Origin of the sequence: Thalassolituus hydrocarboniclasticus, assembly GCF_025345565.1 — a bacterium.
Classification (GTDB): Bacteria; Pseudomonadota; Gammaproteobacteria; order Pseudomonadales; family Oceanobacteraceae; genus Venatoribacter; species Venatoribacter hydrocarboniclasticus.
The window spans coordinates 2,236,992-2,263,252 of the sequence record NZ_CP054475.1 but is presented as its reverse complement, the minus strand read 5'-3'; the positions used below and the strand labels follow the sequence as shown (position 1 = coordinate 2,263,252).

General features: G+C 52.3%; 18 protein-coding genes. 16 read left to right on the top strand and 2 right to left on the bottom strand.

Going from position 1 to position 26,261, the window contains the following annotated elements; all coding sequences use genetic code 11:
- Positions 1-410: 410 nt before the first annotated feature.
- The 12 genes from HUF19_RS09920 to HUF19_RS09865 all read left to right on the top strand — a co-directional run bounded on the left by HUF19_RS09920 (position 411) and on the right by HUF19_RS09865 (position 16,491).
- A complete protein-coding gene (locus tag HUF19_RS09920; protein WP_260996505.1) occupies positions 411-1,331 on the top strand; it encodes a restriction endonuclease in 921 nt (306 codons plus the stop codon).
- 145 nt (positions 1,332-1,476) lie between these two features.
- Positions 1,477-3,141 carry a type I restriction-modification system subunit M gene (locus HUF19_RS09915; RefSeq protein WP_260996504.1) on the top strand — a complete coding sequence of 555 codons (1,665 nt, stop codon included), beginning with the start codon at positions 1,477-1,479 and terminating at the stop codon, positions 3,139-3,141.
- On the top strand, positions 3,131-4,597 hold the full coding sequence (locus HUF19_RS09910) for a restriction endonuclease subunit S (RefSeq protein ID WP_260996503.1): 1,467 nt from the start codon (positions 3,131-3,133) through the stop codon (positions 4,595-4,597). Before HUF19_RS09915 ends, HUF19_RS09910 begins: the two co-directional genes overlap by 11 nt.
- A gap of 32 nt (positions 4,598-4,629) precedes the next feature.
- A complete protein-coding gene (locus HUF19_RS09905) occupies positions 4,630-5,865 on the top strand; it encodes a TIGR00725 family protein (RefSeq protein ID WP_260996502.1) in 1,236 nt (411 codons plus the stop codon).
- The gene (locus HUF19_RS09900; protein WP_260996501.1) at positions 5,852-6,766 is read left to right on the top strand and encodes a M20/M25/M40 family metallo-hydrolase; all 915 of its coding nucleotides are present in this window, start codon (positions 5,852-5,854) and stop codon (positions 6,764-6,766) included. Before HUF19_RS09905 ends, HUF19_RS09900 begins: the two co-directional genes overlap by 14 nt.
- The gene (locus HUF19_RS09895) at positions 6,754-8,247 is read left to right on the top strand and encodes an asparagine synthetase B family protein (protein ID WP_260996500.1); all 1,494 of its coding nucleotides are present in this window, start codon (positions 6,754-6,756) and stop codon (positions 8,245-8,247) included. Before HUF19_RS09900 ends, HUF19_RS09895 begins: the two co-directional genes overlap by 13 nt.
- Positions 8,244-8,975 (top strand): arylamine N-acetyltransferase, encoded by a 732-nt coding sequence (locus tag HUF19_RS09890; protein ID WP_260996499.1) that lies wholly within the window; start codon positions 8,244-8,246, stop codon positions 8,973-8,975. Before HUF19_RS09895 ends, HUF19_RS09890 begins: the two co-directional genes overlap by 4 nt.
- Complete coding sequence (locus HUF19_RS09885; protein ID WP_260996498.1) at positions 8,972-11,464, top strand: glycosyltransferase family 2 protein; 2,493 nt, start codon at positions 8,972-8,974, stop codon at positions 11,462-11,464. The genes HUF19_RS09890 and HUF19_RS09885 overlap by 4 nt, the downstream gene beginning before the upstream one ends.
- The gene (locus tag HUF19_RS09880; protein ID WP_260996497.1) at positions 11,461-14,727 is read left to right on the top strand and encodes a type I restriction endonuclease subunit R; all 3,267 of its coding nucleotides are present in this window, start codon (positions 11,461-11,463) and stop codon (positions 14,725-14,727) included. Before HUF19_RS09885 ends, HUF19_RS09880 begins: the two co-directional genes overlap by 4 nt.
- A 109-nt stretch (positions 14,728-14,836) precedes the next feature.
- Complete coding sequence (locus HUF19_RS09875; protein ID WP_260996496.1) at positions 14,837-14,983, top strand: hypothetical protein; 147 nt, start codon at positions 14,837-14,839, stop codon at positions 14,981-14,983.
- Between the two features lie 63 nt (positions 14,984-15,046).
- Positions 15,047-15,436, top strand: a complete 390-nt coding sequence (locus tag HUF19_RS09870; RefSeq protein WP_225692564.1) for a DUF3127 domain-containing protein — start codon at positions 15,047-15,049, stop codon at positions 15,434-15,436.
- A gap of 221 nt (positions 15,437-15,657) precedes the next feature.
- The gene (locus tag HUF19_RS09865; RefSeq protein ID WP_260996495.1) at positions 15,658-16,491 is read left to right on the top strand and encodes a glutathione S-transferase N-terminal domain-containing protein; all 834 of its coding nucleotides are present in this window, start codon (positions 15,658-15,660) and stop codon (positions 16,489-16,491) included.
- 15 nt (positions 16,492-16,506) lie between these two features.
- Here the strand turns inward: HUF19_RS09865 and HUF19_RS09860 are convergent, their stop codons facing one another.
- A complete protein-coding gene (locus tag HUF19_RS09860; RefSeq protein ID WP_260996494.1) occupies positions 16,507-17,001 on the bottom strand; it encodes an RrF2 family transcriptional regulator in 495 nt (164 codons plus the stop codon).
- A 144-nt stretch (positions 17,002-17,145) separates the two neighbouring features.
- Between HUF19_RS09860 and HUF19_RS09855 the strand changes: the two genes are divergently transcribed.
- Positions 17,146-18,117, top strand: a complete 972-nt coding sequence (locus HUF19_RS09855; RefSeq protein WP_260996493.1) for an NAD(P)/FAD-dependent oxidoreductase — start codon at positions 17,146-17,148, stop codon at positions 18,115-18,117.
- Positions 18,118-18,894: 777 nt separating this feature from the next.
- Here the strand turns inward: HUF19_RS09855 and HUF19_RS09850 are convergent.
- Entirely contained in the window at positions 18,895-20,610 is a 1,716-nt protein-coding gene (locus tag HUF19_RS09850; RefSeq protein ID WP_260996492.1) for a beta-ketoacyl synthase, read from the bottom strand.
- A 285-nt stretch (positions 20,611-20,895) separates the two neighbouring features.
- On the opposite strand from HUF19_RS09850, the gene HUF19_RS09845 reads away from it, so the two are divergent.
- The 3 genes from HUF19_RS09845 (at position 20,896) to aceE (ending at position 26,257) form a co-directional block, all read left to right on the top strand.
- On the top strand, positions 20,896-21,882 hold the full coding sequence (locus HUF19_RS09845; protein ID WP_260996491.1) for a GlxA family transcriptional regulator: 987 nt from the start codon (positions 20,896-20,898) through the stop codon (positions 21,880-21,882).
- A gap of 286 nt (positions 21,883-22,168) precedes the next feature.
- Positions 22,169-23,206, top strand: a complete 1,038-nt coding sequence (locus HUF19_RS09840; protein WP_260996490.1) for an outer membrane beta-barrel protein — start codon at positions 22,169-22,171, stop codon at positions 23,204-23,206.
- Between the two features lie 372 nt (positions 23,207-23,578).
- On the top strand, positions 23,579-26,257 hold the full coding sequence (gene aceE, locus HUF19_RS09835; protein ID WP_260996489.1) for a pyruvate dehydrogenase (acetyl-transferring), homodimeric type: 2,679 nt from the start codon (positions 23,579-23,581) through the stop codon (positions 26,255-26,257).
- Positions 26,258-26,261: the final 4 nt, after the last annotated feature.

Below are 26,261 nucleotides of genomic sequence, written 5' to 3'. Positions count from 1 at the left end.
GGTGTTGCCACGTTTTGACGTAACCCGCTATGCCTTCAACGTGGCGCCTTGATCTGAATTTTTTCAGTAAGCCGAAGCGGGCACTGAATTATTCAGAGGTGCCCTAGTCTTGAATGGCAGCGCAAAGCGCCGCACTGCCTGGTTGCCGCCGTACACCCCGGCACCACCAACACCAGCCTGTCGGCACCGTTTCAGCAGAATATCGCCCCCGGCAAACTCTACACCCCGCAACAAACCGCGCAGCGCATCAGAGACGTATTGCTCAATTTACAACCTGAGCAACACGGCCACCTGCTGCACTGGGATGGCAGTGTGTTGCCGTATTAACTCGCCCAAAATCAGGGATAGGCATTGACGAAACACTCAGTATAATCACAGCCCAAAAGCAGTAACGCCTGTAAGGACACGGAATGCCGATCCCGAACTACCAAGCCTTTATGCAGCCATTAGTCTCCCAGATTGCCGATGGCCGGGTGCACTCATTGGCTGAGTTAAAAACCCCGCTCTGCAATGCATTACAGATATCGGAAGAACAACGGGCAGAAACCATTGCCAGTTCCGGCAATCGCACCGTGGTCTCTAACCGTCTGGGCTGGGCCAGAACGTATCTGCATAAAGCCGGTTTGCTCAGCATTCCCAAGCCTGGGTTTGTGCAGATAACCGACCGTGGTCAGCAGGCACTGCAGTCTGGTCAGACTATCAATAATGGCTATCTGAAGCAGTTTCCGGAGTTTCTGGAATTTATCCGCCCGGTAAAAGATGCAACCGATGCGTCAGCGGATGAAGCCAAAACAACGCATGAAGATGACACCACGCCGGATGAACAGATCAAATCCGCCTGGCAAACCCTTAACAGCGCTCTGGCTGAAGACCTGATCGAACTGGTCAAAAAACAAACCCCGCAATTCTTTGAAGTGCTGGTCGTGCAGATGATGCAGGCCATGGGCTATGGCGGCTGGAGTAAGGACTCCGGCAGTGCAACCCAGTATACTGGCGACGGCGGTATCGACGGCATTATCAACGAAGATCCGCTCGGGCTGGAAACCATCTACCTGCAGGCCAAACGCTACACCGATGCTGCGGTAGGCCGCCCGGATATACAGGCTTTTGTTGGCGCACTGGAAATGAAACGCGCGCGTAAAGGCGTGTTTATTACCACCAGTCGTTTCAGCCGCGATGCGCTGGATTATGTATCGCTGATAGAGAAAAAGGTGGTACTGATTGACGGCAAGCAACTGGCCGAACTCATGATCAAACACAACCTGGGCGTCAGCGTAAAAGAAACGTATCAGGTGAAAGCGATAGACTCGGATTACTTTGCCGAGGATTGAGCGCAGAAGACTGAGCGCTGGAAATTAATCAGCCATCCTGACGCAACCAAATATAAAACATATGGGCATTAGCCAGTGTTACTGAAACAGCCGTTTAAGCAACCGCTGTTTTCGCAGTGCCCCTGCAATCACTAAGGAATCACTCATGGCACGCACGCCAGCGGACCAGAACGACGTCAAACAGAAAGCCAGCCGCAAACCAGCAGCAAAAAAAGACGCCAAAAAACAAAGCTTCGAGCAAACCCTGTGGGCCACCGCCGACAAACTGCGCGGCTCGGTAGAATCGTCCGAATACAAGCACGTGGTGCTGTCGCTGATCTTCCTCAAATTTATCAGCGATAAATTCGAGCAGCGCAAACAGCAGATGATCGATGAAGGGCAGGGCGATTACGTTGATATGGTCGAGTTTTACACTATGACCAACACCTTCTACCTGCCGGAAGACGCCCGCTGGGACTTTATCGCCAAAAACGCCAAGCAGGACGACATCGCCGTTAAAATCGACACCGCCCTGCACACCGTCGAGAAAAACAACAAAGCCCTGCGCGGCGCACTGCCAGATAACTACTTCTCACGTTTAGGGCTGGATGCCAGCAAACTCGCAGCCCTGATCGACGCCATCAACAACATCGACACTATCGTTGGTGAAGAAGGCTCCGCCAGCGAGACCGACATCGTCGGTCGAGTGTACGAATACTTCCTCGGCAACTTTGCCGCCACCGAAGGCAAAGGCGGTGGCGAGTTCTACACGCCCAAGTGCGTGGTTAACCTGCTGGCCGAAATGATCGAACCTTATCACGGCAAAATCTACGACCCGTGTTGTGGCTCCGGCGGTATGTTCGTGCAGTCGGTCAAATTTGTTGAAAACCATCAGGGCAACAAAAAAGACATCTCCATCTACGGCCAGGAACAGACCAGCACCACCTACAAGCTGGCCAAGATGAACCTGGCGATCCGGGGCATCAGCGCCAATCTCGGAGACGTACCCGCCGACACCTTCTTTAAAGACCAGCACCCGGACTTAAAAGCCGACTTCATCATCGCCAACCCGCCGTTTAACTTAAAAGAATGGCGTGGCCCGGATGAACTCACCGACGACCCACGCTGGGCCGGTTACGAAACCCCGCCTACCGGCAACGCCAACTACGGCTGGATACTGCACATGATCAGCAAGCTCAGCGACAACGGCGTCGCGGGCTTTGTACTGGCCAACGGCTCCATGAGCACCAACACCAAAGGCGAAGGTGAGATACGCAAACAGATCATCGAAAACGACCTCGTCGACTGCATGATCGCCCTGCCGGGCCAGCTGTTTTACACCACCCAGATACCTGTGTGCTTGTGGTTCTTAACCAAAAATAAAAAGGCACAGACCTTCAGCGACGGGCGCAAACAACATCGTAACCGCCAAGGCGAAACCCTGTTTATCGACGCCCGCAATATGGGCAGCATGATCAGCCGCATCCATAAAGAACTGACCGCCGATGATATTGCCGAAATCGCGCGGACGTATCATCTGTGGAGGGGGGAGCCAGTTGCTGATTCGTCGGACGTCGGACGTCTGACGTCTGACTCATACACCGACATCCCCGGCTTTTGCCGCAGTGCTTCATTGGACGACATCAAAGCCAACGACTACGTACTAACACCGGGCCGCTACGTCGGCGCCGCCGAAATCGAAGACGACGGCGAACTGTTCGAAGAAAAAATGCAGCAACTCACCCAAACCCTGTTCCAGCAGATGGCGGAAGCGCAGGAGCTGGATACCGTAATTAAACAGAACCTAAAGGGGCTGGGTTATGGGGAGTGAGTGGCGGAAGGTAAAACTAGAAGAAGTAGCCTCTGAAATCACGGTTGGCTATGTTGGCTCTATGACATCCGAGTATATAGAGTCAGGAGTACCTTTTCTCAGATCAAAAAATGTCGATCCTTTTACTGTTAATCTGGATGACATCAAATACATTTCTCCAGAGTTTAACGAGAGGTTAAAAAAATCTGCTCTTGCTCCCGGAGATGTCGTCATTGTTCGCACAGGGAAGCCGGGAACATGTGCGGTTATTCCGCAATGGTTGGAAAATGCTAACTGTTCCGACCTCGTGATTGTTCGATGTGGGCCAGAAATTAATAATCGTTTTCTTGCTTATTACGTTAATACCGTCGCTAGCAGCCACGTGAACGCTCATCTTGTAGGCGCTGTGCAGCAGCACTTCAATGTAGGCTCTGCAAAGTTAATGGAGTTGTCTTTACCTCCATTGGAAATACAGGACAAAATTGTTTCTATCCTCGCGGCCCTCGACAACAAAATCGCCCTTAACCGCCAGATTAACACCACCCTCGAATCCATGGCGCGGGCGCTGTTTAAAAGCTGGTTTGTGGATTTTGACCCGGTGATCGACAACGCTCTGGCCGCCGGTCACGAAATTCCCGACGCCTTGCAAACAAGAGCGCAGGCCCGCGCAGCCAAACGCGAAGCGCTGCGCCAGCAGACCAACAAAACCGCCAACGAAACCACAGGGGCCACCGACGCCGCCAGCTCAGAACAGGCCTTGCCTGAAACTGATTTATCAGACCAGCGCCTGCCGTCTGAGATACAACAACGCTTCCCCGACCGCTTTGTTTTTACCGAAGAAATGGGCTGGGTGCCAGAGGGGTGGGAGGTGAAAACCATTGGTGATGTAATCGAGACTACCGGTGGTGGAACTCCGAGTACCAAAAATCCTGACTTCTGGGAGGGTGGAGTTCACCCATTCTGCACCCCAAAGGACATGTCGCAACTGACGTCATGGGTGCTTATGGATACCGAACGACATCTCACAGATGACGGTGTAAATAAAATTTCTTCAGGGCAGTTGCCCAAAGGAACGGTACTGATGTCTTCGCGTGCACCTATTGGTTATCTGGCGATAAGTGATGTGCCTGTGTCGGTCAATCAGGGAGTGATTGCGTTGTTGCCCAACACAGTTTTTGGCCCACTGTATTTGCTGAATTGGCTGCACGCTAACTTAGGCGCAATTATGGACCGGGCAAATGGGAGTACCTTTCTTGAGATCAGCAAGAAGAACTTTCGTCCGATACCATTTTTGATTCCATCAGATGACGTGGCGAAGGCGTTTAATGAGCAGGCAAAAGCTATTCAACAAAAATTACTTTTACTTGCTGAAGAAACAGTTTCGCTAACCAACCTACGCGACTCCCTTCTCCCCAAACTCCTGTCCGGCCAGGTCACTATCCCGGACGCTGAGCAACAGCTGGCTGAGGTGTTGTAAGCCATGATGATTCTCAGGGACGAGATGTTCGTATGACCGAACCTTCTCAACGTTTATTGATTGCCGTCGTTGGCTCTGCCAGCAATTCACTGCCGGAAAGCCAGAAACAGCTGGCGCTTGAGGTTGGCCAGCAGGTGGTTGATTCCGGCTGCCGTTTGATATGCGGTGGTATGGGCGGGGTAATGATGTACGCCGCTCAGGGCGCGCATCAGTCGGCTCATTATTGCCCCGGCGATGTAATTGGTGTGTTGCCGTCGTATCAAAAAACCGAGGCGAACCCTTTTATTGATATTGCTCTGCCCACCGGGCTGGGTGTCGCCCGTAATGCGGTGCTGATGGCGGCCTGTGATGCGGTGGTCGCACTGGATGGTGGCTCTGGCACCTTGTCTGAGATTGCCCTGGCCTGGCAGATGCAGAAGCCGATTGCCTGCATCGGTGATCAGGGCTGGCATCAGCGGCTTAATTCGCTGACGCTGGATCAGCGCCGGGACGATACCATCTGTGTGCTCGATTCATTGGCTGAGTTACAGCAATTTCTGTCGCAGTTGCACGACCGTGAGCATCGCGCCTATTCGGGCATACAGCTCAGTGGTGTTGGGCGTAAGCCATCTGAATCGTTGCGTACGCTGGAGCACTATCTTGAGCAGAGTTTTTCAGAGCAGTGTCATGATTATACGTTTGAGCTGCTGGGGCAGGGCTCTGAGGGGGTGGTGTTTACTTGCGGCCCGACGATTTTCAAAGTCTTTTATCGCAGCGATTTCACCATGTTGCTGTTTACGCATCTGAGCCAGATTTCTCAGCGTCTTAAGGCTGCAGCCTCCCATGATTATTCACCCGTGCCGCGCTTTGATGTGCATAAAGGTGAGTATCTGGTTGTGAGTTATCCGCGTTTTGAGTCTGTGCCTTATCGCGGTGGTGAGCAGCCGTGCATGGTTAATTTTTTGCGCGCTATGCATCGGGCCGGTGTCTGCCTGAGTAATGTGAAGGCCGAGAACTTCCGCACTGATGCCAACGGCAACCTGGTGTTTATTGATATTGGCCGCGATCTGATGCCGTTCAGTGATGTGATGTTTCTGAGTATGTGTAAGCGGGCTTTTCTGACCGTGTATTTCAGTCAGCATCCTGCGTTTAAAACCATGTGCAGTTACACCAATGATCACGAGGGTTTTATGCCAGTGACTGATCATGATGGCAATGATCTGAGCGCAGAACAGGTTATGAATTTATTCGGCGGGTTTTATCAGGAGGTGCGCCGTGGTTGTGAATGAGTCTGGCATTAGTCATGGCATTGGTCCGTTGGATTTCAGCGCTTACCTGCAGGACCTTGCCGCTTTGATTGCTATGGAGTCGGTCAGCGGTCACGCGCAAGGCAATGCTGACGTGGTGGCATTCTTGCAGCAGCGATTGGCGGCCATCGGGTTTGAGGTAGAGGTACATGGCGCAGCACAGACAGACCAGCCGCTGATGATCGCCAGAAGAGTGAAAGACTCTGGCCCTGTGCTGGTGATGTATAACCACTACGATGTTGAAGCCATTGCTGAGTCTGAGCAGTGGTTGTCAGCGCCTTTTACCCTGACCGCGCGTGATGAGCGTTTATGGGCGCGTGGCATTGCCGATAATAAGGCGGTGCTGCTGGCGCGGTTAGCGGTGCTTGAGGCGCGTATTCAGCAGGGCGAGCCGCTGCCGGATCTGGTGTGGCTGATTCAGGGTGAAGAAGAAGTCGGTTCGCCTGTCGCTCATGAATTAATGCCAGATATTCTGGGATCGCTGAATGCGTTTATCTGTCTCGAAGAAACGGGCTATGTGCGCGACGGCGTGCCGCTGATTTTTTATCGCGAACCAACGACCGAGGCCGAATCTGGCCTGGCCGCTGATGAGTTGCTCTCGTCGTTAAATTCCGCACTGTATGCCGGCGCCGGACGCTGTGAAAACCGCACCCTGAGCAAATTCGGACCATGCCCTATGGTCAGCAATCTGCCAGCGGCGGCGCTTTATCTGGGGTTTGGGCCGAATGATTATCAGGCCCGCATTCACCGTGATAACGAGTCAATGAGCCAGGCGTTATTGCAGCAGTACTTTTCTGTGTTCGACGTTTTTCTGGACTGGACGATCAACACCATTGCTCTCACCGGAATCTGCTCCGGCACTGGCAACGAATGTGTGGCGTAATTCTGCTGGCTGGGCCAGCCGCTGCTGAGCGTTTGCCTGAGTGCCTGCAGCGCCTTAGGCATCGCGGGCCGGATGCATGTGATACATGGCTTAACGGTGAGCTGGCTATGGGCTTTGCCCGGTTAGCGATTAATGATCCATCCCCGGCGGGTGGGCAGCCGTTTATTTATGGCGATTTTGTCAGCGCCGTGAATGGCGAAATATTTAACTCGGTGCCGTTGCACAGCCGCTACACACTGGAATTGTCTTCGGACAATGATTGCCATGTGATTCCGGCGTTGTTGCTGCAACAGGGTCTTAATGCCGTTACTGAATTGGATGGTTTTTTTGCCGGTGTTATTTATGACCAGAAAAACCAACAAGTGTATTGCCTGCGTGACCCGCTGGGGAAAAAGCCCTTGTTTGTCGGGCGCTCGGGCAGTGAACTATTTATCAGCAGTGAGCTGAAAGCGCTGGATCGGGTTGATGAGTTTCAGCAAGTGCCCTCTGGCGTTTGCCAATTTAACCTGTTCACAGGGGAGTTAACCCCTGTGGTGACGAATTCGCTGACTGCTCAGGCTGGAATAACAATGCCGCCAGCAGAGAAGTTGAGTCACTTGCGCCACTTGTTAACGAATGCGGTGAATAAGCGCTTGCCTGTGGCGCAGGAGCCGTTTGGTGTGTTTCTCAGTGGCGGGCTGGACAGTTCGATTGTGGCGGCGCTGGTGCACGCGCAGCGCCGGGATGTGGTGTATTACACCCTTTCATCAGGCGGCGCAGCGGATGAATATTACGTTCGCTTATTGGCTGGCAAGCTGGGCTTACCTGCGTTGCGCGTTGTTCCTCTGCCGACAGCGGATGAGTTGGATGCGCTTATCCGCTCTCTCGTTTACACCACGGAAAGCTTTAACCCATCGGTAATCAGTAACGGGTTGTGTACTTATCTGCTGGCTCAGGCTGCGAGAAGGGATGGCCTTAAGGTCGTACTTTCCGGTGAGGGGGCTGACGAATTGTTTGGTGGGTATCACTATTTTTCAGCGGACGCGCTCTGGCAAGAAACCCGTAAGCAGCTGCTCACTGATTTACGCAATACAGAACTGCGCCGTGTCGATTTAACCTGCATGGCCCATGGCATAGAAACCCGTTGCCCATTTATGGATCGTGATCTGGTGGCCTGGGCGATGAGGCTTACACATAGCGATCTGTATCGACGCTCAGCGACTGAAAAACAGAATAAGCTGATCCTGCGCGCAGCGATGGAAGCCTATCTGCCCGACGAAATTATCTGGCGCAAAAAAGTCTCGTGCGATGTGGGCAGTGGTATGCGTCAGCGGGTAGTCGGGCACCTGCGTAAACAGCACGACTCAGAGCGGGAGGCATTGAAGGCAATCTGGCAGGAGCAGTTTGCTGGCCGCTACCCATCGCAGGAGGTGCATCCGTATTTTTCGGCTTACCCGGTATTTGATGATCTGATTGACCAGCGGGGGGCTGTACACCGATGAGTGGCTATTCGTCTCTGGTGGATAGGGTTCATCAACTTATGCTGGATGAGTGCAGAATGGTGCCTTTCCATAATCTGTTTTATCTTGGCTTGTGCCATGCCGGTGGGGCTGATTCCCCAACAGGTGGCACCTGTTCCGATAAGGTACTGGCTTTCCGTGATCGTTTGACTGCGCAGGGAATTAAGGCCCGGCTACACAGTGCGTTTATCAATGGGCAGAACTGCCACCGGGTGCTGGTGTTGGATATTGACGGTGAGCGCTATTTTGCCGACGTCGGTAATGGCTGGCCGAGCGTGCGTTTATTTCCTGCTGATAGCGACTCGTCTTATTTGGCGTATGGCATTGAGTTTTCTTCTTATCGTAACGGCGACTGGCTGGATATTTATCAGCAAAAAGAAGGGCGTTGCAGTTTGTCTGTGCGTATTCCGCTGGCGCTGATGGATGAAGAACAGGTTGAGCAGATGATTCAGAATCGCTTTGATGGTTCGACAGAATATCCCTTTGACGATGGTATCCGTTGTGCGCAGGTGCTTGGCGATGCGTTTGTTTTTCTTAAACGAGACCGGCTCAGGATTTTTCAATCGGACAAGGATGTGGTGACGGTCTCTTTACCTGAATGGCAAGATCAGATTGCTGCCCTTGAGACCCGTTTTGGTCTGACGTTATCTGCAGTGAATGTCGCTGAACCAACCTTGTGTATTGGTGCTTTACAAGGACGTCAGTTATGAATATTCCGGTGGTTGTCATTATTGCGACTTCGAAGCGCCGCACGCGTCTGCTTCTGGAACGTGCGCTGCCGTCAGTGTTCGGACAGCAGGCGGTAAATCCTGAATGTATTTACATCGTTGATGACGATAACTGCGAGCGTGAATATGAAGCGATCGTACGCGGTGCTGAGAAGGTACGTGAGGTTTATTTCGCGGAAATGTTTCCGCAGGGGATTCCGGATGATTGGTTTCGTGTTCGGGTGATCCGTAATCACCGTACACAGGGGCACTCCGGCTCGGGTGCCTGGAATACAGGGGCTGAGGCGGCGTTCCGGGCGCATAATGGATCTTCTGCGAAGTATCTGGCGATTCTGGATGACGATGATGAGTGGTATCCATCGTACCTGTCGGCCTGTTATCGGCTGAGCCAGCAGAGTAAAGAGCCAGCTGCGGCTGTCGTGACCAGCTTTCACCGTAAAACGGTTGATAAGGCTGAGCTGACCCGTGTGAGCGCAGATGATTTAACGATCGATAGCTTTCTTATTGGTAATCCGGGTTGGCAGGGAAGCAATACCTTTATTGATATGACGGTGTTCTGGCAGGCGGGTGGGTTTGATGAGTCCATGCGCAGTACTCTGGACAGAGATCTGGCCATACGGGTATTGGAGTGCTGTGAGTTACGCGATCTGGCGGTTGTGGTTAATCCGCAGCCTCTCTGGTGCCATCATACGGATGGTCGTGATCGCGTTACCTTATGTTCTGCGAGCAAACGGCAGGGGTTAGACCGGTTTTACAGTAAGTATTCAGCGCGTATGAGCGCTCAGGTATTCGAACAGTCGCTGAAGCGGGCGTCGCGGTTGTTTGGCTATCTATACGAGCCGGAAAGCAGAGAGCCTTGTATGGATATTCAGTGGCGCTCTTTTCGTAATGAGGCTCCGGTCCGGCTGCTGATCGGTGTGACATCATCCTGTGCGCGTAACGTTCGGGAGCAGATGTTATCTCTGACGGCGCAGATTAATGCTGAGCCTCAGTTTTCTGGTTATTGTCATTATGTGGTGCTTACTAATGGCGTTAATGAGGACGAAATCCAGCAGGCTGTGAGTGAGCTTACTTGTGATTTGTTTTGTACTCGCGTTATTACCTTGCAGGAGCAGAGGCAGAGTCGTTTCCGTTTTCCTTACCGGGATATCTATGCCAGTGAAGAACTACATAAAAAGTCGATAGCGCACTCCAGAACACTGCTGCAGTTTTTCTGCTGGGAAATGACTCAGCGTGAAGATGGCCCCGAATACGTTTTAATTCTGGATGATGACCTTCTGTTTGAGACGCTGGCCTTGCAGGATGGTCAGCTGATTACCCAAAAACTGGATTTTCTTGGCAAGATTGCGAAGTTAGGCCGCGAATCAACGGCTGACATGCTGGTGTCTGCTTACTCTGATGCACCTGCATTGCCTTTTTATAGCTCAATACGTACGCAGCTACTCGACACCTATTATTCATTGCATGAGTTTCTCGGTTGCAATGCTGCTGGCTCGACGGGAAATAGTCATTGTTATCAGCTTTCTGTGCTGAGCACCCGTGATGATTATTACTACGACCTGTCTTCCTCCCGCAGTGATCATCTTGAATCTCCGGTGCTCTGGCAAAACGCCAATACACCTGGGCATGCTGTTTCCCTTGGTGATCTTCTGGCAGATATTGCGCACCTGAACAACGAAGCCAATATCACGCGACCGCTGCTGGCAACTCATCAGCAGTGGGCAGAGCTAAATGGTCAACCATCGTTCCGCAGAGGCGGCATCGCTCTGTACCGGAATCTTGGTCTGTTGGTCGATGTGCCGAATCTTGCGCCACTTATGTCGATAACGGGCAGTGGAGGTCACTCCCGGCGCAGTGATTTTATATCTGCGATTTATATGACAGAAATAGCAGGCAAGTCTGTTGAGCTGGTATCGCTGCCTTTGCGTCATCACCGGCGTCAGCAGAACAAGCCTTGTGACATGAGTGCAATGAAGCTGGCAAACGATATTATCGGTTTGTGCTTCTACCGGGTGTTCAGGGAGTTCTGCCGTAACCCTGACATTGCTGAGGATGGTTTGAGAGCCAGTTTCTCTGGGCTTGTGGAACAATATCTCGTGTCGATGCGTGTGAATAATTTGCGGGCTGAGCAGTTGGTTATGCTGATTGAAGATTTGCTTGTTTGCTCACATTTATCGCATGAGGGTTCAGATCCGGTGGTTGCTGGCCAGATCAGGCGCGCTCGGTTGGATATGGCACAATTCAGAAGCGAACATCTGACCGAGAAATTCTCCAGTCAGGTAGGCGAGATCAGGAAGTTCATCGAATCATTTGACGTTTTTGAGCAAGTTGTCAGAATCTATGGGATTTTCAACCATCAGTCACCACAGGTGTGGCGCCTGTGTAACCAGGCTGGGGCTTTGTCGCAGCTGTGCGTAAACGATGACTTGATGAGATTGCAGGATAAAAGCTTTACAGGGACTGGAACTTGAGCAACTTCAACGAAGCCGCATTAGAACAAGCCATCATCGAGTTATTAGGGCAGCAGGGGTATGCGCACGTTGCTGGAAATACCCTCGACCGCGCCCCGCATGAGGTGCTGATCAAAGAGGATCTGCGTGCCTACCTGAACAAACGCTATCAGGCCGACGGCATTACCGAGGCCGAAATCGTTTCTGTGATTAGCCGCCTTGATCGCCTGCCCGCAGCTGACCTGTACGACTCGAACCGCAGCATTCATAAGCTGGTGGCGGATGGCTTTTTACTGAAGCGCGAAGACCGCAGCAAGAAAGACCTCTATGTGCAGTTGATTGACCCTCCACCTACCGGCTGCGCGTCGGCGGCGGAAGGCGCCACCGGCTTACCGGAGCAGCGCTTCTTGCAGACAGGCGAACGTGATTGTGAACTGGCAGCGGTTGCAGATTCTGCTGCCGGTTATGGTGACGGCAATATCTACAAGGTGGTAAATCAGCTTGAGATTGAAGGTAAAGAAAAGCGCATTCCCGATGCAATTCTGTATATCAACGGTCTGCCGCTGGTTGTTTTCGAATTTAAAAGTGCTATTCGCCAGCAAGCCACCATTCATGATGCATACCTGCAGTTAACCACCCGTTATGCCCGTGATATTCCCGAACTGATGAAGTACAACGCTCTGTGTGTGATCAGCGATGGCGTGAACACGCGTATGGGTTCACTGTTTGCCCCGTATGAGTTTTTCTACACCTGGCGCAAGGTCAATGGTAACGAAACCATTGGCCAGGACGGCATTAACGCCCTGCATACCATGATAGAGGGACTGTTTGATCACACCCGCCTGCGCGAGGTAATCCGCCACTTTATTTACTTCCCGGACACTTCAAAACGGCAGGAAAAAATCGTCTGCCGTTATCCGCAGTTTTATGCGGCCAATAAGCTGTACCAGAATATTCTGCGCCACCGTAAACCCGAGGGTGACGGTAAAGGCGGCACCTACTTTGGGGCTACCGGTTGCGGTAAAAGCTACACCATGATGTTTTTAACCCGGCTGCTGATGAAAAGCGTCGAGTTTGAAAGCCCGACCATTGTGCTGATTACTGACCGTACCGACCTGGATGATCAGCTCTCGGGCCAGTTTACCGGTGCTAAGGGTTATATCGGCGATCAGCATGTCATCAGTGTCGAAAGCCGTACGCACTTGCGCGAGCTGTTAAAAGGCCGCAACAGTGGCGGGGTGTTCCTGACCACGATTCATAAGTTCACCGAAGATACCGAGTTGCTGACCGACCGCAGCAACGTGATCTGTATTTCTGATGAAGCGCATCGAAGCCAGGTTAATCTGGAGCAAAAGGTTGTTGTTGACCAGAAGAAAGGCACTGTCAGAAAAACGTTTGGCTTTGCTAAATATCTGCACGACTCGTTGCCTAACGCCACCTTTGTGGGCTTTACCGGCACGCCGATCGACGCCACGCTGGACGTGTTTGGTGAAGTCGTCGATAGCTACACCATGACCGAGTCGGTCAAAGATGAAATCACGGTGCGTATCGTCTATGAAGGTCGTGCAGCCAAGGTGGTGCTGGATAACGACAAGCTGCAGGAGATAGAAAACTACTACAGCGAATGCGCCGAGCAGGGCAGCAGCGACTACCAGATTGAAGAGAGTAAAAAAGCCACGGCCAATATGAACACGATACTGGGTGACCCGGACCGCATTAAAGCTCTGGCGAAGGATTTTGTAGAGCATTATGAAAAACGTATCGAAGAAGCGGCAACTCTGAAGGGCAAAGCCATGTTTGTGTGCAGCAGTCGCGAGATTGCTTACCGCTTCTGGCAGGAAGTAATCGCGCTGCGCCCGCAGTGGAATGAGGTTCTGATTGCTGAAGAAGGCAGCGAACTGAGTGAGCAGGAACGCAAAGAGATCAAGCCGATGGAACGGATCAAGATGATCATGACCCGCGGTAAAGATGACCCAAAAGAGCTCTATGAGATGCTCGGCACCAAAGAATACCGTAAAGAACTGGACCGTCAGTTTAAGAATGCCAAATCCAACTTTAAAATCGCCATTGTGGTGGATATGTGGCTCACCGGCTTTGATGTACCCTTCCTCGATACCATTTATGTCGATAAACCGATTCAGCGCCATAACCTGATCCAGACCATCTCGAGGGTAAACCGCAAGTTTGAAGGCAAAGAAAAAGGTCTGGTAGTGGATTACATCGGCATCAAAAAACAGATGAATATGGCGCTGGCACACTACAACAAAGCCGACCAGCAGAATTTTGAAGAAATTGCTCAGTCGGTGATTGTGGTGAAAGATCACCTCGATTTACTGGGTAAAATCTTCCACAAATTCGATACCAAACCCTACTTTAACGGAACTCCGCTGGAGCAGCTTAACTGCCTGAATATGGCGGCGGAGTTTGTGCAAATTACCGACAAGATCGAAAAGCGTTTTATGGCGCTGGTAAAACGTTTAAAAGCCGCTTTCGATATCTGCAGTGGCTCCGAATCCATTACTCAGGATGAACGCGATCGGATTCACTTCTATCTGGCTGTGCGTTCCATCGTATTTAAACTCACCAAAGGTCATGCGCCGGATACTGCCCAGATGAATGCCCGGGTGCGCGAGATGATCGCAGAAGCACTGAAAGCCGACGGCGTAGAAGAGATATTCAAGCTGGGCGAGGATCAGGGAAAGGAAGTCGATATTTTCGATGATGACTATCTTGCCAAGATCGAAAAAATCAAACTGCCCAATACCCGCATCAAACTGCTGCAGCAGTTGCTCGCCCGTGCCATTGAAGACTTTAAAAAGGTCAACAAAACTCAGGGTATGAACTTCAGCGAGAAATTCCGCAAACTGGTGGAAAACTACAACGAGCGAAACGAAGACAGCATATTGGTCAGCGATGTACTGGAAGATTTCTCTGAAGAGCTGGTCGACCTGCTGCAGGCGCTGAAGAAAGAGAAAGAATCTTTCGCTGATCTTGGCATCGACCTGGAAGAAAAAGCTTTCTATGACATCTTGCTCAAGCTTGCCCGAAAATATGACTTTACCTACCCCGAAGACAAGCTGCTGACCCTCGCCAAAGCAGTAAAAGAACTGGTAGACGACAAAGCTCAGTTTACCGACTGGGACCAGCGCGAAGACATTAAAGCAGAACTGAAAGTCGGGCTGATCCTGCTGTTAGCCAAACACGGCTACCCGCCGGTGGATAAAGACGAAGTGTATAAAGAGATTTTTGAACAGGCAGAGAATTTTAAGAAGTTCAGGGCATAAGCTTTGTTACTCCGATGCCCGAACTGATGTGACCAGACAAGACAGTGAAGGGGTGAAGTTTGAGTTTTCAACAATATTTACTCCCACTGAACGATTTCATGTTTATGGAGTGGTAACCCCGTATGAAGCCTCATTTGCCGAGTTTTCAGGCTGCAGCGTTGGTGCCTGGCTGTCGGATACGCCGCGTAATATCAAAGGCAAGGGCATGATCTGGCCGGATAGGGCGATGCTGGAGCTGTTGGAACGTCTGAATTAAGACAGGTTGTTACCGCTTGCCGGCATCCCTACAATGGGCGTCAAATTGATTAAGGAAGGTAACATGTCCAAAAACTTCGAAGCTCAGGGAATCATCCATTCCATCGACGAAACCCGTTCTTACGGTGCCAATGGTTTTACCAAACGTGAGTTTGTGATCAAGCTGACCGGCGATGGCGAGAAGCCGGAGTACCCTAATTACGTCGCGCTGGAGCTTCTGAAAGATAAGTGTGCGCTGATGGATGCTTACCGCGTTGGCGAAGAGGTGGTGGTGCATTTTAATCTGTCCGGTCGTCTGTGGGCCAAGCCGGGTAACCCGGAAAAATGCTTTACCAGCCTGCAGGCCTGGCGTATTGAGCGTGCCGGTGCTGAAGGTTCTGCTCCGTCGGCTGGCGGCGATTATGATCAGTTCGCGCAGACCATGCCAAACTACGATGATGATGTGCCGTTCTGAGTATCGGCCTTCCGCTGAATAAACGAATCTGAAAAAGCGCAGCCATTTGGCTGCGCTTTTTTTTAACCTCTTGTTGTTGGCAGTGTATTGCCTGTCAGCCTTCAGTTTTTTGCTAACTACGCCACCGACAGGGGTTTTCCGGCCTTTATTCTCTCTGCTTTGAACCTTACTCCGGCGGTTGTGCGTACGCACAATAGGCGCTTTTCTGCCGGAGTGGTTGTATGGCAAACAGGGCACTGACGTTATTCACCATTAATATGTCGCACTACAGTGAGAAAATCCGCTGGCTGCTTGATTATGAAGAGATTCCCTATCAGGAAATTGCGCTGACGCCGGCGTTGCATACTGTGCTGATGTGGCTTAAAGGTCGGCGCGCGCAGACCACGGTGCCGTTACTGCAAAGCGGTAAAACCTGCGTTCAGGACAGCCCACGCATTGTTAACTGGCTGGTCGGGCATCACAGCCCTCTGGACAGTATGCCCAGCGAAAAACAGCAGGAAATACTGGCCATTCAGCAGCGTTTTGATGCCATTGGTAAGCCCATTGCGCGTTATTTATATCTGCCGGGTTTTGCCCATGATGCCTTAATCCGCACCATCTGGACGCAGTTTGCAAAACCCTGGGAGCGGCGCTTTATTACGCTGGCGTACCCACTGATTAAACCGGCCTTCAGAATTAAATTGCGTATTTATCCGCGTGCGGTGACGCAGGCAGAGCAGTTGATTGATGCTGAAATCCGCTGGCTGGAGCAGCGCTTGCAGCAGCTGGAGCAATGGGAACAGGAAAAAGGGAAGCAAGAAAAAGGGCAGCAGGAAAAGAAATGCCGTTATCTGGTGGGCGATGCATTTTCGTTTGCCGATATTGCCGCAGCTTCTATTCTGGCACCGCTGGCCTGTCCGCCTGAACATCCGATTTACGGCGAAGCAGAATTCCGCGAAAAAATGGCTGGCCCGGCTCAGCAATGGGCTGACAGTGCGGCGCTGCAGTGGGTACGTGATATCTACGCCGAACACCGCGGTAAGGTCTGGGCAAAACTACCGGCTAAGGCCGCTTAAGTTTTGCTGTTTCTGTCACTCTGGATTGGCTGTTTTGTCGGCAGCTGTGTCGGTGGCTTTGTCAGTAGCTTTGTCAGTAGCTGAGGGCAAGCGGCCGTCGGGCGAATATCCCACGGCCAGCTGATCCAGTGTCACCTGGCTGAAGCGCTCCAGTACCAGCGCTTCGGCTTCCTGCAATACATCGGTAATCGCGCCGTTTACCGCCTGTTCTATCGGGCAGGCGGTGTGTTCATCGGTCAGACCGATGGTAAATAACGAGCTTTCTTTCAGTGCGCGGTGAATATCCTGCAGCGTAATGTCAGCCAGCGGTGTGGCCAGTTGCCAGCCACCGCCGTGGCCTTTGCCCGAGCTTACATAGCCCGCGGCTTTCAGAATCGCCATGGTGCGCCTTACCACCACCGGGTTGGTGTGCAGCATCTGCGCAATCTGGTCCGATGTCAGCGGAGCGGTCTGGTAATGCATATGAACCAGTACGTGCAGCATGCGTGACAGGCGGCTGTCTTTTCTCATGATGTATCCGTGATGTGAGTGGCGATGGCTGATGGCGCATATTCTACGCGGTTTTATCATGACACATTAAAAGTATCATGAGTTGATTCTCTTGTCTTAAGTAACTTATATTGTTTCGTGAGTGAATGAGACGGAGGAAATGTCATGACGCACGCAACTCACCCACAAAACAGCCATACCTTTAACATTCAGACCCGTACGCCGGACATCTACGACTGCCTGATCATCGGCGGCAGCTTTGCCGGTTTATCGGCGGCGCTGCAACTGGCCCGTGGCCAGCGTCAGGTGCTGATTCTTGATGCCGGGGAAACACGCAACCGCTTTGCCGAAGCATCCCATGGGTTTTTCACCCTCGATGGTGTCTCTCCGGCCGAGGTACGTCAGCGCGCGCTGGAGCCTCTGCTGGCCTACCCAACGGTCAGCCTGCGTCAGACCCGCGTCACGGCGGCCCGCAAGAGCGAAGAGGGCTTTGTACTGCAAAGTGACGATGGCCAGGAGGTAAAAGGGCGAACCTTAATTCTGGCGACGGGTGTGGCCGATCAGCTGCCGGATATTCCCGGCCTGAAAGAGCGCTGGGGTAAAAGCGTAATTCACTGCCCCTACTGCCACGGTTATGAACTGCGGGGGCAGCCGATTGCCGTTCTGGCCGGTTCCGCACATTCGGCAATGCAGGCCGCGATGTTGCCGGACTGGGGGCCGACTACGTATTTCACGCAGGGCGATTTCGAGCCGGACGATGACCTTCTGCCGGTTCTGACACGGCGTGGCGTAACCATTGAGCGCACACCGATTGTGGCCATTGAAGGCGAAGGTGGAGGGGAAGGCGATGCGGTATCGGCGGTGCGTCTGGCCGATGGTCGCCGTATTGCGGTCGGCGCCGTTTATGTGGCGCCGCAAACTCAGATTGCGCAGTCACTGGTTGAGCAATTGGGGCTTGCTACTGAAGAGGCGCCGAGCGGGCAGATGATCACTGCCGATGCCATGCGCCAGACCAGCGTGCCGGGTGTGTTTGCCGCCGGTGATACGGCAATGCCAATGCATAATGCCACGCTGGCGTCGGCATCCGGTGTGATGGCCGGAGTCGCGGCGCATCGCTACTTGATTTTTAACCTGTAACGGCTTGCCGCTGCTTAATGCTTAAAAGTAGTGGCGCACCACTGCTGTCCCACAGCTTGGAGTGACATTGTGTTACTCCAAGCTGCAGCATTCATCGACTACTGTTCTTCAATCTGAAACGCCTTTCCGGGGCAAGCCCCTGGCCCCCTGCAAGGAGAGGTATCTCCTTCCGATCCTCTCTTTTTCGGCGCGTCCGGCTTCATCCAGCCAACTGTAATGATTATGTGGCACGCAAAACAATTCGCCCCGGAACGACGCTTTAAAACGCCCATAATTTGTATTGTTCCGGGGCAGGGTTTTGCTCTGAAGGCCGCAGAATCATCTGGTTGTCTGGCGCCGCACGATCGCCGGTTTAAGCAATCCGCTCAGCCGTATTCCAGAGGAAAACGTGTTTGAGACATGAAATTTCAGATCATCTGTTTGCTCTGAAAAGCCGCTTTGCGGGATAATCAATGCGCCTGCAGGACGCCGAAATGAAGAGCACCGAGCCGGTACGTTTCTGCATGGATGCAGGGCGAGCGGATAGGGCCATGGATGGCCCATTATCCGCGCTACCGTGACCGAGGTGGTCTGAATGGAGGAAAAAGGCCTGCACAGCTCGAAGCTGGGGTCGGCCCGCCGGCAAGGGGATAAGTTCCCCTGCGAGGCAACAGGCCTTGATATTAAAAAAATGTTTTTGCTACTTATGGTGCTGATTAAAAAACTATGGCACTCAGCAGTGAGTGCGCACCATTATTTAAATAAAGTTTATACAGCACGATCAAAAACGAGCAGCCGTCAGAGACTGACGGCCTGCTCCCAGCCTTTAATACGGATTTCGCTGTCAGAAATCTGCAGGTCTTGCGGTTCCAGCACATTTTCACCAAAGCAGTAGCGCGGTTTGATTTTTCCGGCGGTCATATTCTGATCGTAATCCTGCGCCTGTTGCTGAATAAATTCATTGCGTGCCAGATAGTCTTTCCAGCGCTGCGGACCGTATTTATGTGCCAGTAATTTATGAGTTTGCTGCGGGCTGACAAAAAATCCGGAGGCGTTATTGCCGCCAAAACCTTTGGCATTAACAAAGGCCAGCGGCATTTTATCCGCATTAATCGGCTGGTGCTGCAGCAGAATATTCAGCCCCTGCTGGTGCACATCGTCGGCAATTTCGGTGGTCGTGGTAATGCCGGGAATCATATGGTTGGCCCAGCTACCGAGGCTCATCAATAACTGGTCGGCGGAGGCGGCGGCAATGGAGTGGCCGAGGTGTGCTTTAACGGCGGTTACCGGCCAGTTCTGGATATTAAAGGCGCCGGCCAGTTCGCTGAAAATATGCGACTCTGTTGTGCGGTTAGCTGGCGTACTGCTGCCGTGGGCCTGAACAAAAGAGCCATGACGCAGGGCATCTTCACTCAGCCAGCGGCGGGCTTCGGCCATGGCTTTACCCATGGTCAGGTAGTTGCCAACACCGGGGTTGGATATGGATTTTTTATAACCGTCGGCATTTACAAATACATCACCTACCGCGGCATGAATGGTCAGGCCTAATTCCAGTGCTAATTCATCATCACAGAGCACAAAAAATTGTGCAGATTCGGCGATGGTAAAACCACCGTTGTGGCCAAACGGCCGGCTTGCGCGGCGGAAATCCGGCGTCTGCTCTGCACTTAAACCGTCTAAATCGCGCAATTTTTGTTCGGTAATTAACGCCGTCATGGCGCTGTAACCTTCAATGACCTCCGGTACCAGTGGCGCTTCGCTGTTACCGACAATCACCAACCGGCGGCGGCCACTCAGAATATCATCCAGTGCGACTTTTAAATTGTATAAAAAGGTCGCGCAGGCACCGACCATACTGCCGGTGGCGCCAACATTGCCCAGCACGTAAGCATTAATAAAATCGGCGGGCATTTCGCTCAGGCCCAGCGCACATTGTTTGGAACTGGTGCGCTTGCCCAGCAGGGAAGACTGCAGCATGCCGCCGTGGCCATTGCTGTCGAGCTGGCCCATGGCAGAACCGGCATACACAGCGATTTCGTCAGGCTGCAAACGCTGGCGGATAGCATCCCAGTCCATGCCCAGCTGGCCCAGAGCGTCGGAGGCGGCATATACCGCCATCTGCAGTCCGCGGGGATGATGACGCGATGGGTAAAGTAACGCCGGGTCAAAGCCTTTGGGTGTTTGTCCGGCACTCTGTACCGCCAGACGCTTATGGCTTAAACGCCAGCAGGGCGTGCCATCGCTGTCGGTAAATGGCTGGTGAAAAGGTACGGCACTGGCATCCCAGTCCATATTGTCCCAGCCGCGTACCAGAGTGCCGTTGATGATCTGTTCACGCCAGGCAGCATCGCCGTTCAGTGGCAGATTCATGCTTTGTGCCAGAGCGTTGAGGGTGGCCTGTTGCTGCTGGCTGCCGAGTTCATCCAGAACCAGACGCTTATAGGCGTGGTGTGCCGAACTGCGGCCCGCAGCGTTAATGCCACCAAAGGCGGTAATAACGGCCAGTTTTCTCATGATTGCTCTCCTGATAACGCAGGCCCGGCGGTGTAAAACGTCTGCCGGGCGGACAAATGGGGAATAAGGCCATTGTAGGAGTGCATTCTGCTTAGCTATTAGGATAGTCTGGACAAATATGATGACAAAAAAGACGTTATTGCAGAGCAAAGGGCACAGCAGTGTTGCAGCCTCTGTTAAGTGAATGTTGCCCTTGCTGTTTAAGGAGCCGTTTAAGGAGCCGTTTAAGGAGCCGTTTAAGGAGCCGTTTAAGGAGCCGTTTAAGGAGCCGTTTAAGGAGCCGGAATGATCCGTCATGTCACCCTGCTGGCCATGGGCCAGATGCTCAGTTCCAGTGTTGCTATTCCGCTGGAAATGCTGGAGGCCACACGGGCGCGATTACGCCTGGCGCGCGATCCGCGTGCGGTGTTTCAGGTAGACGTAGTGGCGCAGCAATTACAGCCGCTGACCATGCTGGGTGGGTTTCAGATCCGCCCGGGCAAAATTCTGGATGAAGTTGAACATACCGATTTAATTGTGGTGCCAGCACTGTGGCGTAACCCAAAACCGCAACTGGCGCAGCAGGCCGATACCATTGCCTGGCTGGCGCGCCAGTATCGCGCCGGTGCCAGTATTATTGCCATTGGTACCGGCGTTTGTTTGCTGGCAGAGGCCGGACTGCTGGATGGCAAGCCGGCCACCACGCACTGGCATTATCTGGATCAGTTCGCGCGCGATTACCCCAAGGTAAAATTACAGCGCCAGCATCTGCTGACACAGGATGGCCGGTTGTATTGTGCAGCCAGTGTGAATTCCGGTGCCGATTTAATGGTGCATTTTATTGGCCTGCAATATGGCCGTGAGCTGGCCTTACAGGTGGAGCAGCAGTTTTCACCGGAGGTTCGTAACCCGTTCGAGAAAAAAGTCTTTTACGCCGATCAGGCGCATCAGCACCCCGATGAAGTCATCGCTTTAGCGCAAACCTGGCTGCAGCAAAATGTGCAGAAACCCTTATTGTTAAGTCAGCTGGCGGCTGATGCCGGATTAAGTGAGCGCCAGTTTGACCGGCGCTTTCGTGCAGTTACCGGCACCACACCGACGCAATATCTTCAGAAATTACGCTGTGACAATGCCCGCGACTTACTGCAGAACTCGAATCTGAGTGTGGCCGATATCGCCGCCGCTGTGGGGTATAACGACGGTGGTTATTTTACCCGGATTTTCCGCCGCCTGGCTGGACAGACCCCAGCGGAATACCGCAAAAAAGTGCGGGCCAAGTTGTTCAGCAGCTGAAACAGGCTGTTTGAAAAACATCTGGCTCCCACGCTCTTATCTGGCTCCCACGCTCTGCGTGGTAGCTTTTGCTGACGCAGTTGCATTCCCACGCGGAGCTTGGGAACGAGAAATGGGAACGAGAAATTATCTGGCTCCCACGCTCTGCGTGGCAGCCCTTGCTGGCGCCGTTGCATTCCCACGCGGAGCATGGGAACGAGAAATAGGAATGAGAAATACTGCATAACTTTACCCATATTTGTTGTAATCTCGGGCCGGTTAAGGCAAATCACTCAATGGATGAAAAATGTACGGAAACTTATTAAAAATACTGCTGCTTGTTCAGCTGGTGTTAATCATTATTCCTGCACAGGCGGGAAGAAATAAAGATTATTCAGATCTGACCTATTTTTCGCTGACCAGCAATAATACCTTTCCGGACGCTGCTTATCAGTCGCTTACCGGGTTGGGTGATGCCGATCTGGTTGTGGCTATCAGTCTTGACGACACTCCTTATCAAAAGGAGATCAGTTTCAGGGTAGAAGCCGTAGCCGGAAAACTCTATGCGCCGGATATTGTTGTGCTGGATGAACATTTTCGCGTTATTCAGTTAACCAGCTCTTATGCGGATATTGATGCCTGCGATGAGGAACTGGATCATCATGTGATACTCAATAGCGAAGCCCGTTATCTGGTCATCAAGGCAGGGTATAAGGGCAACCGGAAAGCAATGGATACCTGTGTCCGCTGGTGGGCGGTTCCGGGATTAATCATTCCGGTATTTTATTCGGCAGAAGTGTTCACAGCTTATGAGCCTGAAGGGAAGCACAGTCTGGAAATAGACAAGGTATGGAGTGAGCGTACACGCTTTTTCTGGTCTTCTGAGCTGGAAAGTAACGGTAAGGATTTTCTGCGCAGCAGCGATAATCCGGACTTTAAAACCCCACCCAGTGTGAACTTTCATCTCGGCGCTGATGTGCCTTTAAATCCTACGTCCTTTCTCCGCGCCACCCTGGGCGCGCGCTTTACCACGGTCAACGATCAGCAGCAAAAAGGTCAGATGCTGTATCTCGGCGCCGGTTACCGGCCAACACAAAACTGGAATATCAGTGCCGGACTGCGGGCGGAGTTCAACCGCAGCCAGATTGCTCCCTGGATTGATTATCAGGGCAATGCAGCGGTGAAGTATGACACCAGCTATGGCCTGCGCCTGGGAGCGGGTTATCACCTCAGCCGTTCCTGGAGTTCCGAGCTGTCGGCAACCTTGCTGGATTTGCAAACTCAGTCAGGCGTGTCGGTATCTGGCAGCAGTTTGTCGCTGGCGCTCGTTTATCACTTCAATTAACCGCTATCAGCGGGACGCCCGGGCAGTGTTACTGCTTGGGCGTCGCTCTCCGTTTTTGCGCCTCCTGAATTCCTCTCTACGACCTTGGTGGTAAAAATTGGTCATTATGTAAAAAAACTACAGGAATCCATTGTCAACGCCGTTTGTTAAGTGCAGACTGGGTTTTGTCAAGGAATTATGGGCTTTTATTCTGTAAAAGTACTACGAAAATACCTTGGTAAAACTACCTAAAGGGTCTTATCTATGATCATTTTTAAAGAAAAGGATAATAGGTAAGACCAATTTAGATGGGGTTGCAGCTCATAAGGCTGTAACGGACTCAGTGCCGGACTTATCGGTTGCGGCACGTACAATCAGGAGACCGGAGTTCAGATGACACACGATGTCGATGTTTACGAAACCCAGGAATGGCTGGATTCACTGCATGCCACCATTCGTCACGCTGGCCCTGAGCGGGCTGCCTTCTTACTGAAAAAACTCTTCGACCATGCCATGGCCAAAGGCGTTGCTTTGCCGCCCGCCATTACCACGCCATACCGCAATACCATTGCCCCGGAAAAAGAAAAGCGTATGCCCGGCGATTTATTTATGGAACGCCGTATCCGCTCGTTAATCCGCTGGAACGCGCTGGCGATGGTGATGCGCGCCAACGATAACGACGAAGGCCTGGGTGGCCATATTGCTTCTTTCTCGTCGGCCGCGACCTTATATGACGTTGCTTTTAATTATTTTTTCCGTGGCAACGATGATGGTCATCTGGGTGATCTGATTTATTTTCAGGGCCATTCGGCACCGGGTATTTATGCGCGCTCTTATCTGGAAGGGCGCTTTGACGAACAACAGCTCGACAGTTTCCGCCGCGAAGTGGATGGCAATGGTTTGTCGTCTTATCCGCACCCATGGCTGATGCCCGATTACTGGCAGTTCCCGACGGTATCCATGGGGCTGGGGCCCATTCAGGCGATTTATCAGGCGCACGTGATGCGTTATTTATCCGCCCGTGATCTGGTTGCCCGTGGCGACCGTAAAGTCTGGGCCTTTCTGGGTGACGGTGAATGTGACGAGCCGGAAACTCTCGGCGCTATTTCTCTGGCCGGGCGCGAGCAGCTGGAAAACCTGATTTTTGTCGTTAACTGCAACCTGCAGCGTCTGGATGGACCTGTTCGTGGTAACGGCAAAATCATGCAGGAACTCGAAGGCGTATTCCGTGGCGCCGGCTGGAATGTGATTAAAGTGGTGTGGGGACGGCACTGGGATATTCTGCTGGAAAAAGATAAATCCGGCATGTTGCAGAAACGCATGGACGAAGTCTGTGACGGTGATCTGCAGAACTACAAAGCCAATGGTCCTGCCTATACCCGCGAGCATTTCTTTGGCGCTTATCCGGAATTAAAGGAGCTGGCTGACGAACTGACCGATGACGATATCCGCAAACTGAACCGCGGTGGTCACGATCCGTTTAAAGTCTATGCCGCTTATGCCGAAGCCGTTGCCCATAAAGGCCAGCCAACCGTGGTACTGGCGCAAACCGTAAAAGGTTATGGTCTGGGTGATGCCGGTGAATCGGCCAACATTACCCACTCGGTGAAAAAACTCGATAAAGAAGCGCTGAAGCAATTCCGTGACCGCTTTGCCATTCCGCTGACCGATGACCAGCTGGATGACGTGCCGTATTACCGTCCGGCGCCGGACAGCCCGGAAATGAAATACATGCGCGAACGCCGCGAGCAGCTGCACGGTTTTGTACCGTCACGCCGTCCGGATTTTGAGCCTTTAACTGTTCCGGCACTGGAGGCCTTCCAGAACCAGCTCAGTGGTAGTGGTGAGCGCGAATTATCTTCAACCATGAGTTTTGTGCGGGTGTTGTCGCAACTGGTTAAAGACAAAAATATTGGTCAGCGGATCGTGCCTATTGTGCCGGATGAGGCCCGCACTTTTGGTATGGAAGGTATGTTCCGCCAGCTGGGTATTTATTCTTCTGCCGGGCAGAAATATACCCCGCATGATTCCAATCAGATCATGTATTACAAGGAAGATAAAAAAGGCCAGATTCTGGAAGAGGGCATCAACGAAGCCGGTGCCATGTCGGCCTGGATTGCGGCAGCGACGGCGTACAGCAATAGTCATTGCCCGATGATTCCGTTCTATGTGTTTTATTCGATGTTCGGTTTCCAGCGTATCGGCGATCTGGCCTGGGCCGCTGGCGATATTCAGGCGCGCGGCTTTTTAATCGGCGCGACCTCTGGCCGTACCACCTTAAACGGTGAGGGCCTGCAGCATCAGGATGGTCACAGTCATTTAATGGCTCACACTATTCCTAACTGTAAATCCTACGACCCGACCTATGGTTTTGAGCTGGCGGTCATTATTCAGGATGGTTTAAAGCGCATGTATGAGCAGCAGGAGAACTGCTTCTACTACATCACCACCATGAATGAAAACTACGCACACCCGGATATGCCACAAGGTGCTGAAGAGGGCATTATCAAAGGTATTTATCTGCTGAAAGGCGGTAAGAAAACCAAGGCGGCCGAACCCCGGGTACAGCTGATGGGTGCTGGTTCTATTTTGCGTGAAGTGGAAGCCGCGGCGGATATTCTGCGTAACGATTACGGCGTTGAGTCGGATATCTGGAGTGTAACCTCGGTGAACGAACTGGCACGTGATGGTCAGCGCTGTCAGCGTGAAAATCTGCTTAAACCGGATGCTGAAGCCACTGTGCCGTATCTCACTCAGGTACTGGCCGATAAAAAAGGCCCGGCGGTATTGGCAACGGATTATATCAAGTCGTATGGCGAGCAGTTGCGTGCCTTTATTCCGCAAAACTGTGGTGGTGCCGCAGGCTTTAAGGTGCTGGGAACCGATGGTTTTGGCCGCAGTGATACACGTAAAAAACTGCGTCATTTCTTTGAAGTCAGTCGTGAATTTATCGTACTGGCCGCCCTCAGCAGCCTGGCCGAAGAAGGTAAGCACTTCACTAAAGATGATCTGTTGAAAGCGCGCAAAGCTTTAGGCATTGCGGCTGACAAAAACGACCCGACCCTGTGCTGAGAAG

What these genes read in the sequence shown, in the direction of transcription:
- HUF19_RS09920 (WP_260996505.1), top strand. Translation starts at nt 411, where the DNA reads ATGCCGATCCCGAACTACCAAGCCTTTATGCAGCCATTAGTCTCCCAG.
- HUF19_RS09915 (WP_260996504.1), top strand. Translation starts at nt 1,477, where the DNA reads ATGGCACGCACGCCAGCGGACCAGAACGACGTCAAACAGAAAGCCAGC.
- HUF19_RS09910 (WP_260996503.1), top strand. Translation starts at nt 3,131, where the DNA reads ATGGGGAGTGAGTGGCGGAAGGTAAAACTAGAAGAAGTAGCCTCTGAA.
- HUF19_RS09905 (WP_260996502.1), top strand. Translation starts at nt 4,630, where the DNA reads ATGACCGAACCTTCTCAACGTTTATTGATTGCCGTCGTTGGCTCTGCC.
- HUF19_RS09895 (WP_260996500.1), top strand. Translation starts at nt 6,754, where the DNA reads ATGTGTGGCGTAATTCTGCTGGCTGGGCCAGCCGCTGCTGAGCGTTTG.
- HUF19_RS09890 (WP_260996499.1), top strand. Translation starts at nt 8,244, where the DNA reads ATGAGTGGCTATTCGTCTCTGGTGGATAGGGTTCATCAACTTATGCTG.
- HUF19_RS09885 (WP_260996498.1), top strand. Translation starts at nt 8,972, where the DNA reads ATGAATATTCCGGTGGTTGTCATTATTGCGACTTCGAAGCGCCGCACG.
- HUF19_RS09870 (WP_225692564.1), top strand. Translation starts at nt 15,047, where the DNA reads ATGTCCAAAAACTTCGAAGCTCAGGGAATCATCCATTCCATCGACGAA.
- HUF19_RS09865 (WP_260996495.1), top strand. Translation starts at nt 15,658, where the DNA reads ATGGCAAACAGGGCACTGACGTTATTCACCATTAATATGTCGCACTAC.
- HUF19_RS09860 (WP_260996494.1), bottom strand. Translation starts at nt 17,001, where the DNA reads ATGAGAAAAGACAGCCGCCTGTCACGCATGCTGCACGTACTGGTTCAT.
- HUF19_RS09855 (WP_260996493.1), top strand. Translation starts at nt 17,146, where the DNA reads ATGACGCACGCAACTCACCCACAAAACAGCCATACCTTTAACATTCAG.
- HUF19_RS09850 (WP_260996492.1), bottom strand. Translation starts at nt 20,610, where the DNA reads ATGAGAAAACTGGCCGTTATTACCGCCTTTGGTGGCATTAACGCTGCG.
- HUF19_RS09845 (WP_260996491.1), top strand. Translation starts at nt 20,896, where the DNA reads ATGATCCGTCATGTCACCCTGCTGGCCATGGGCCAGATGCTCAGTTCC.
- HUF19_RS09840 (WP_260996490.1), top strand. Translation starts at nt 22,169, where the DNA reads ATGTACGGAAACTTATTAAAAATACTGCTGCTTGTTCAGCTGGTGTTA.
- aceE (WP_260996489.1), top strand. Translation starts at nt 23,579, where the DNA reads ATGACACACGATGTCGATGTTTACGAAACCCAGGAATGGCTGGATTCA.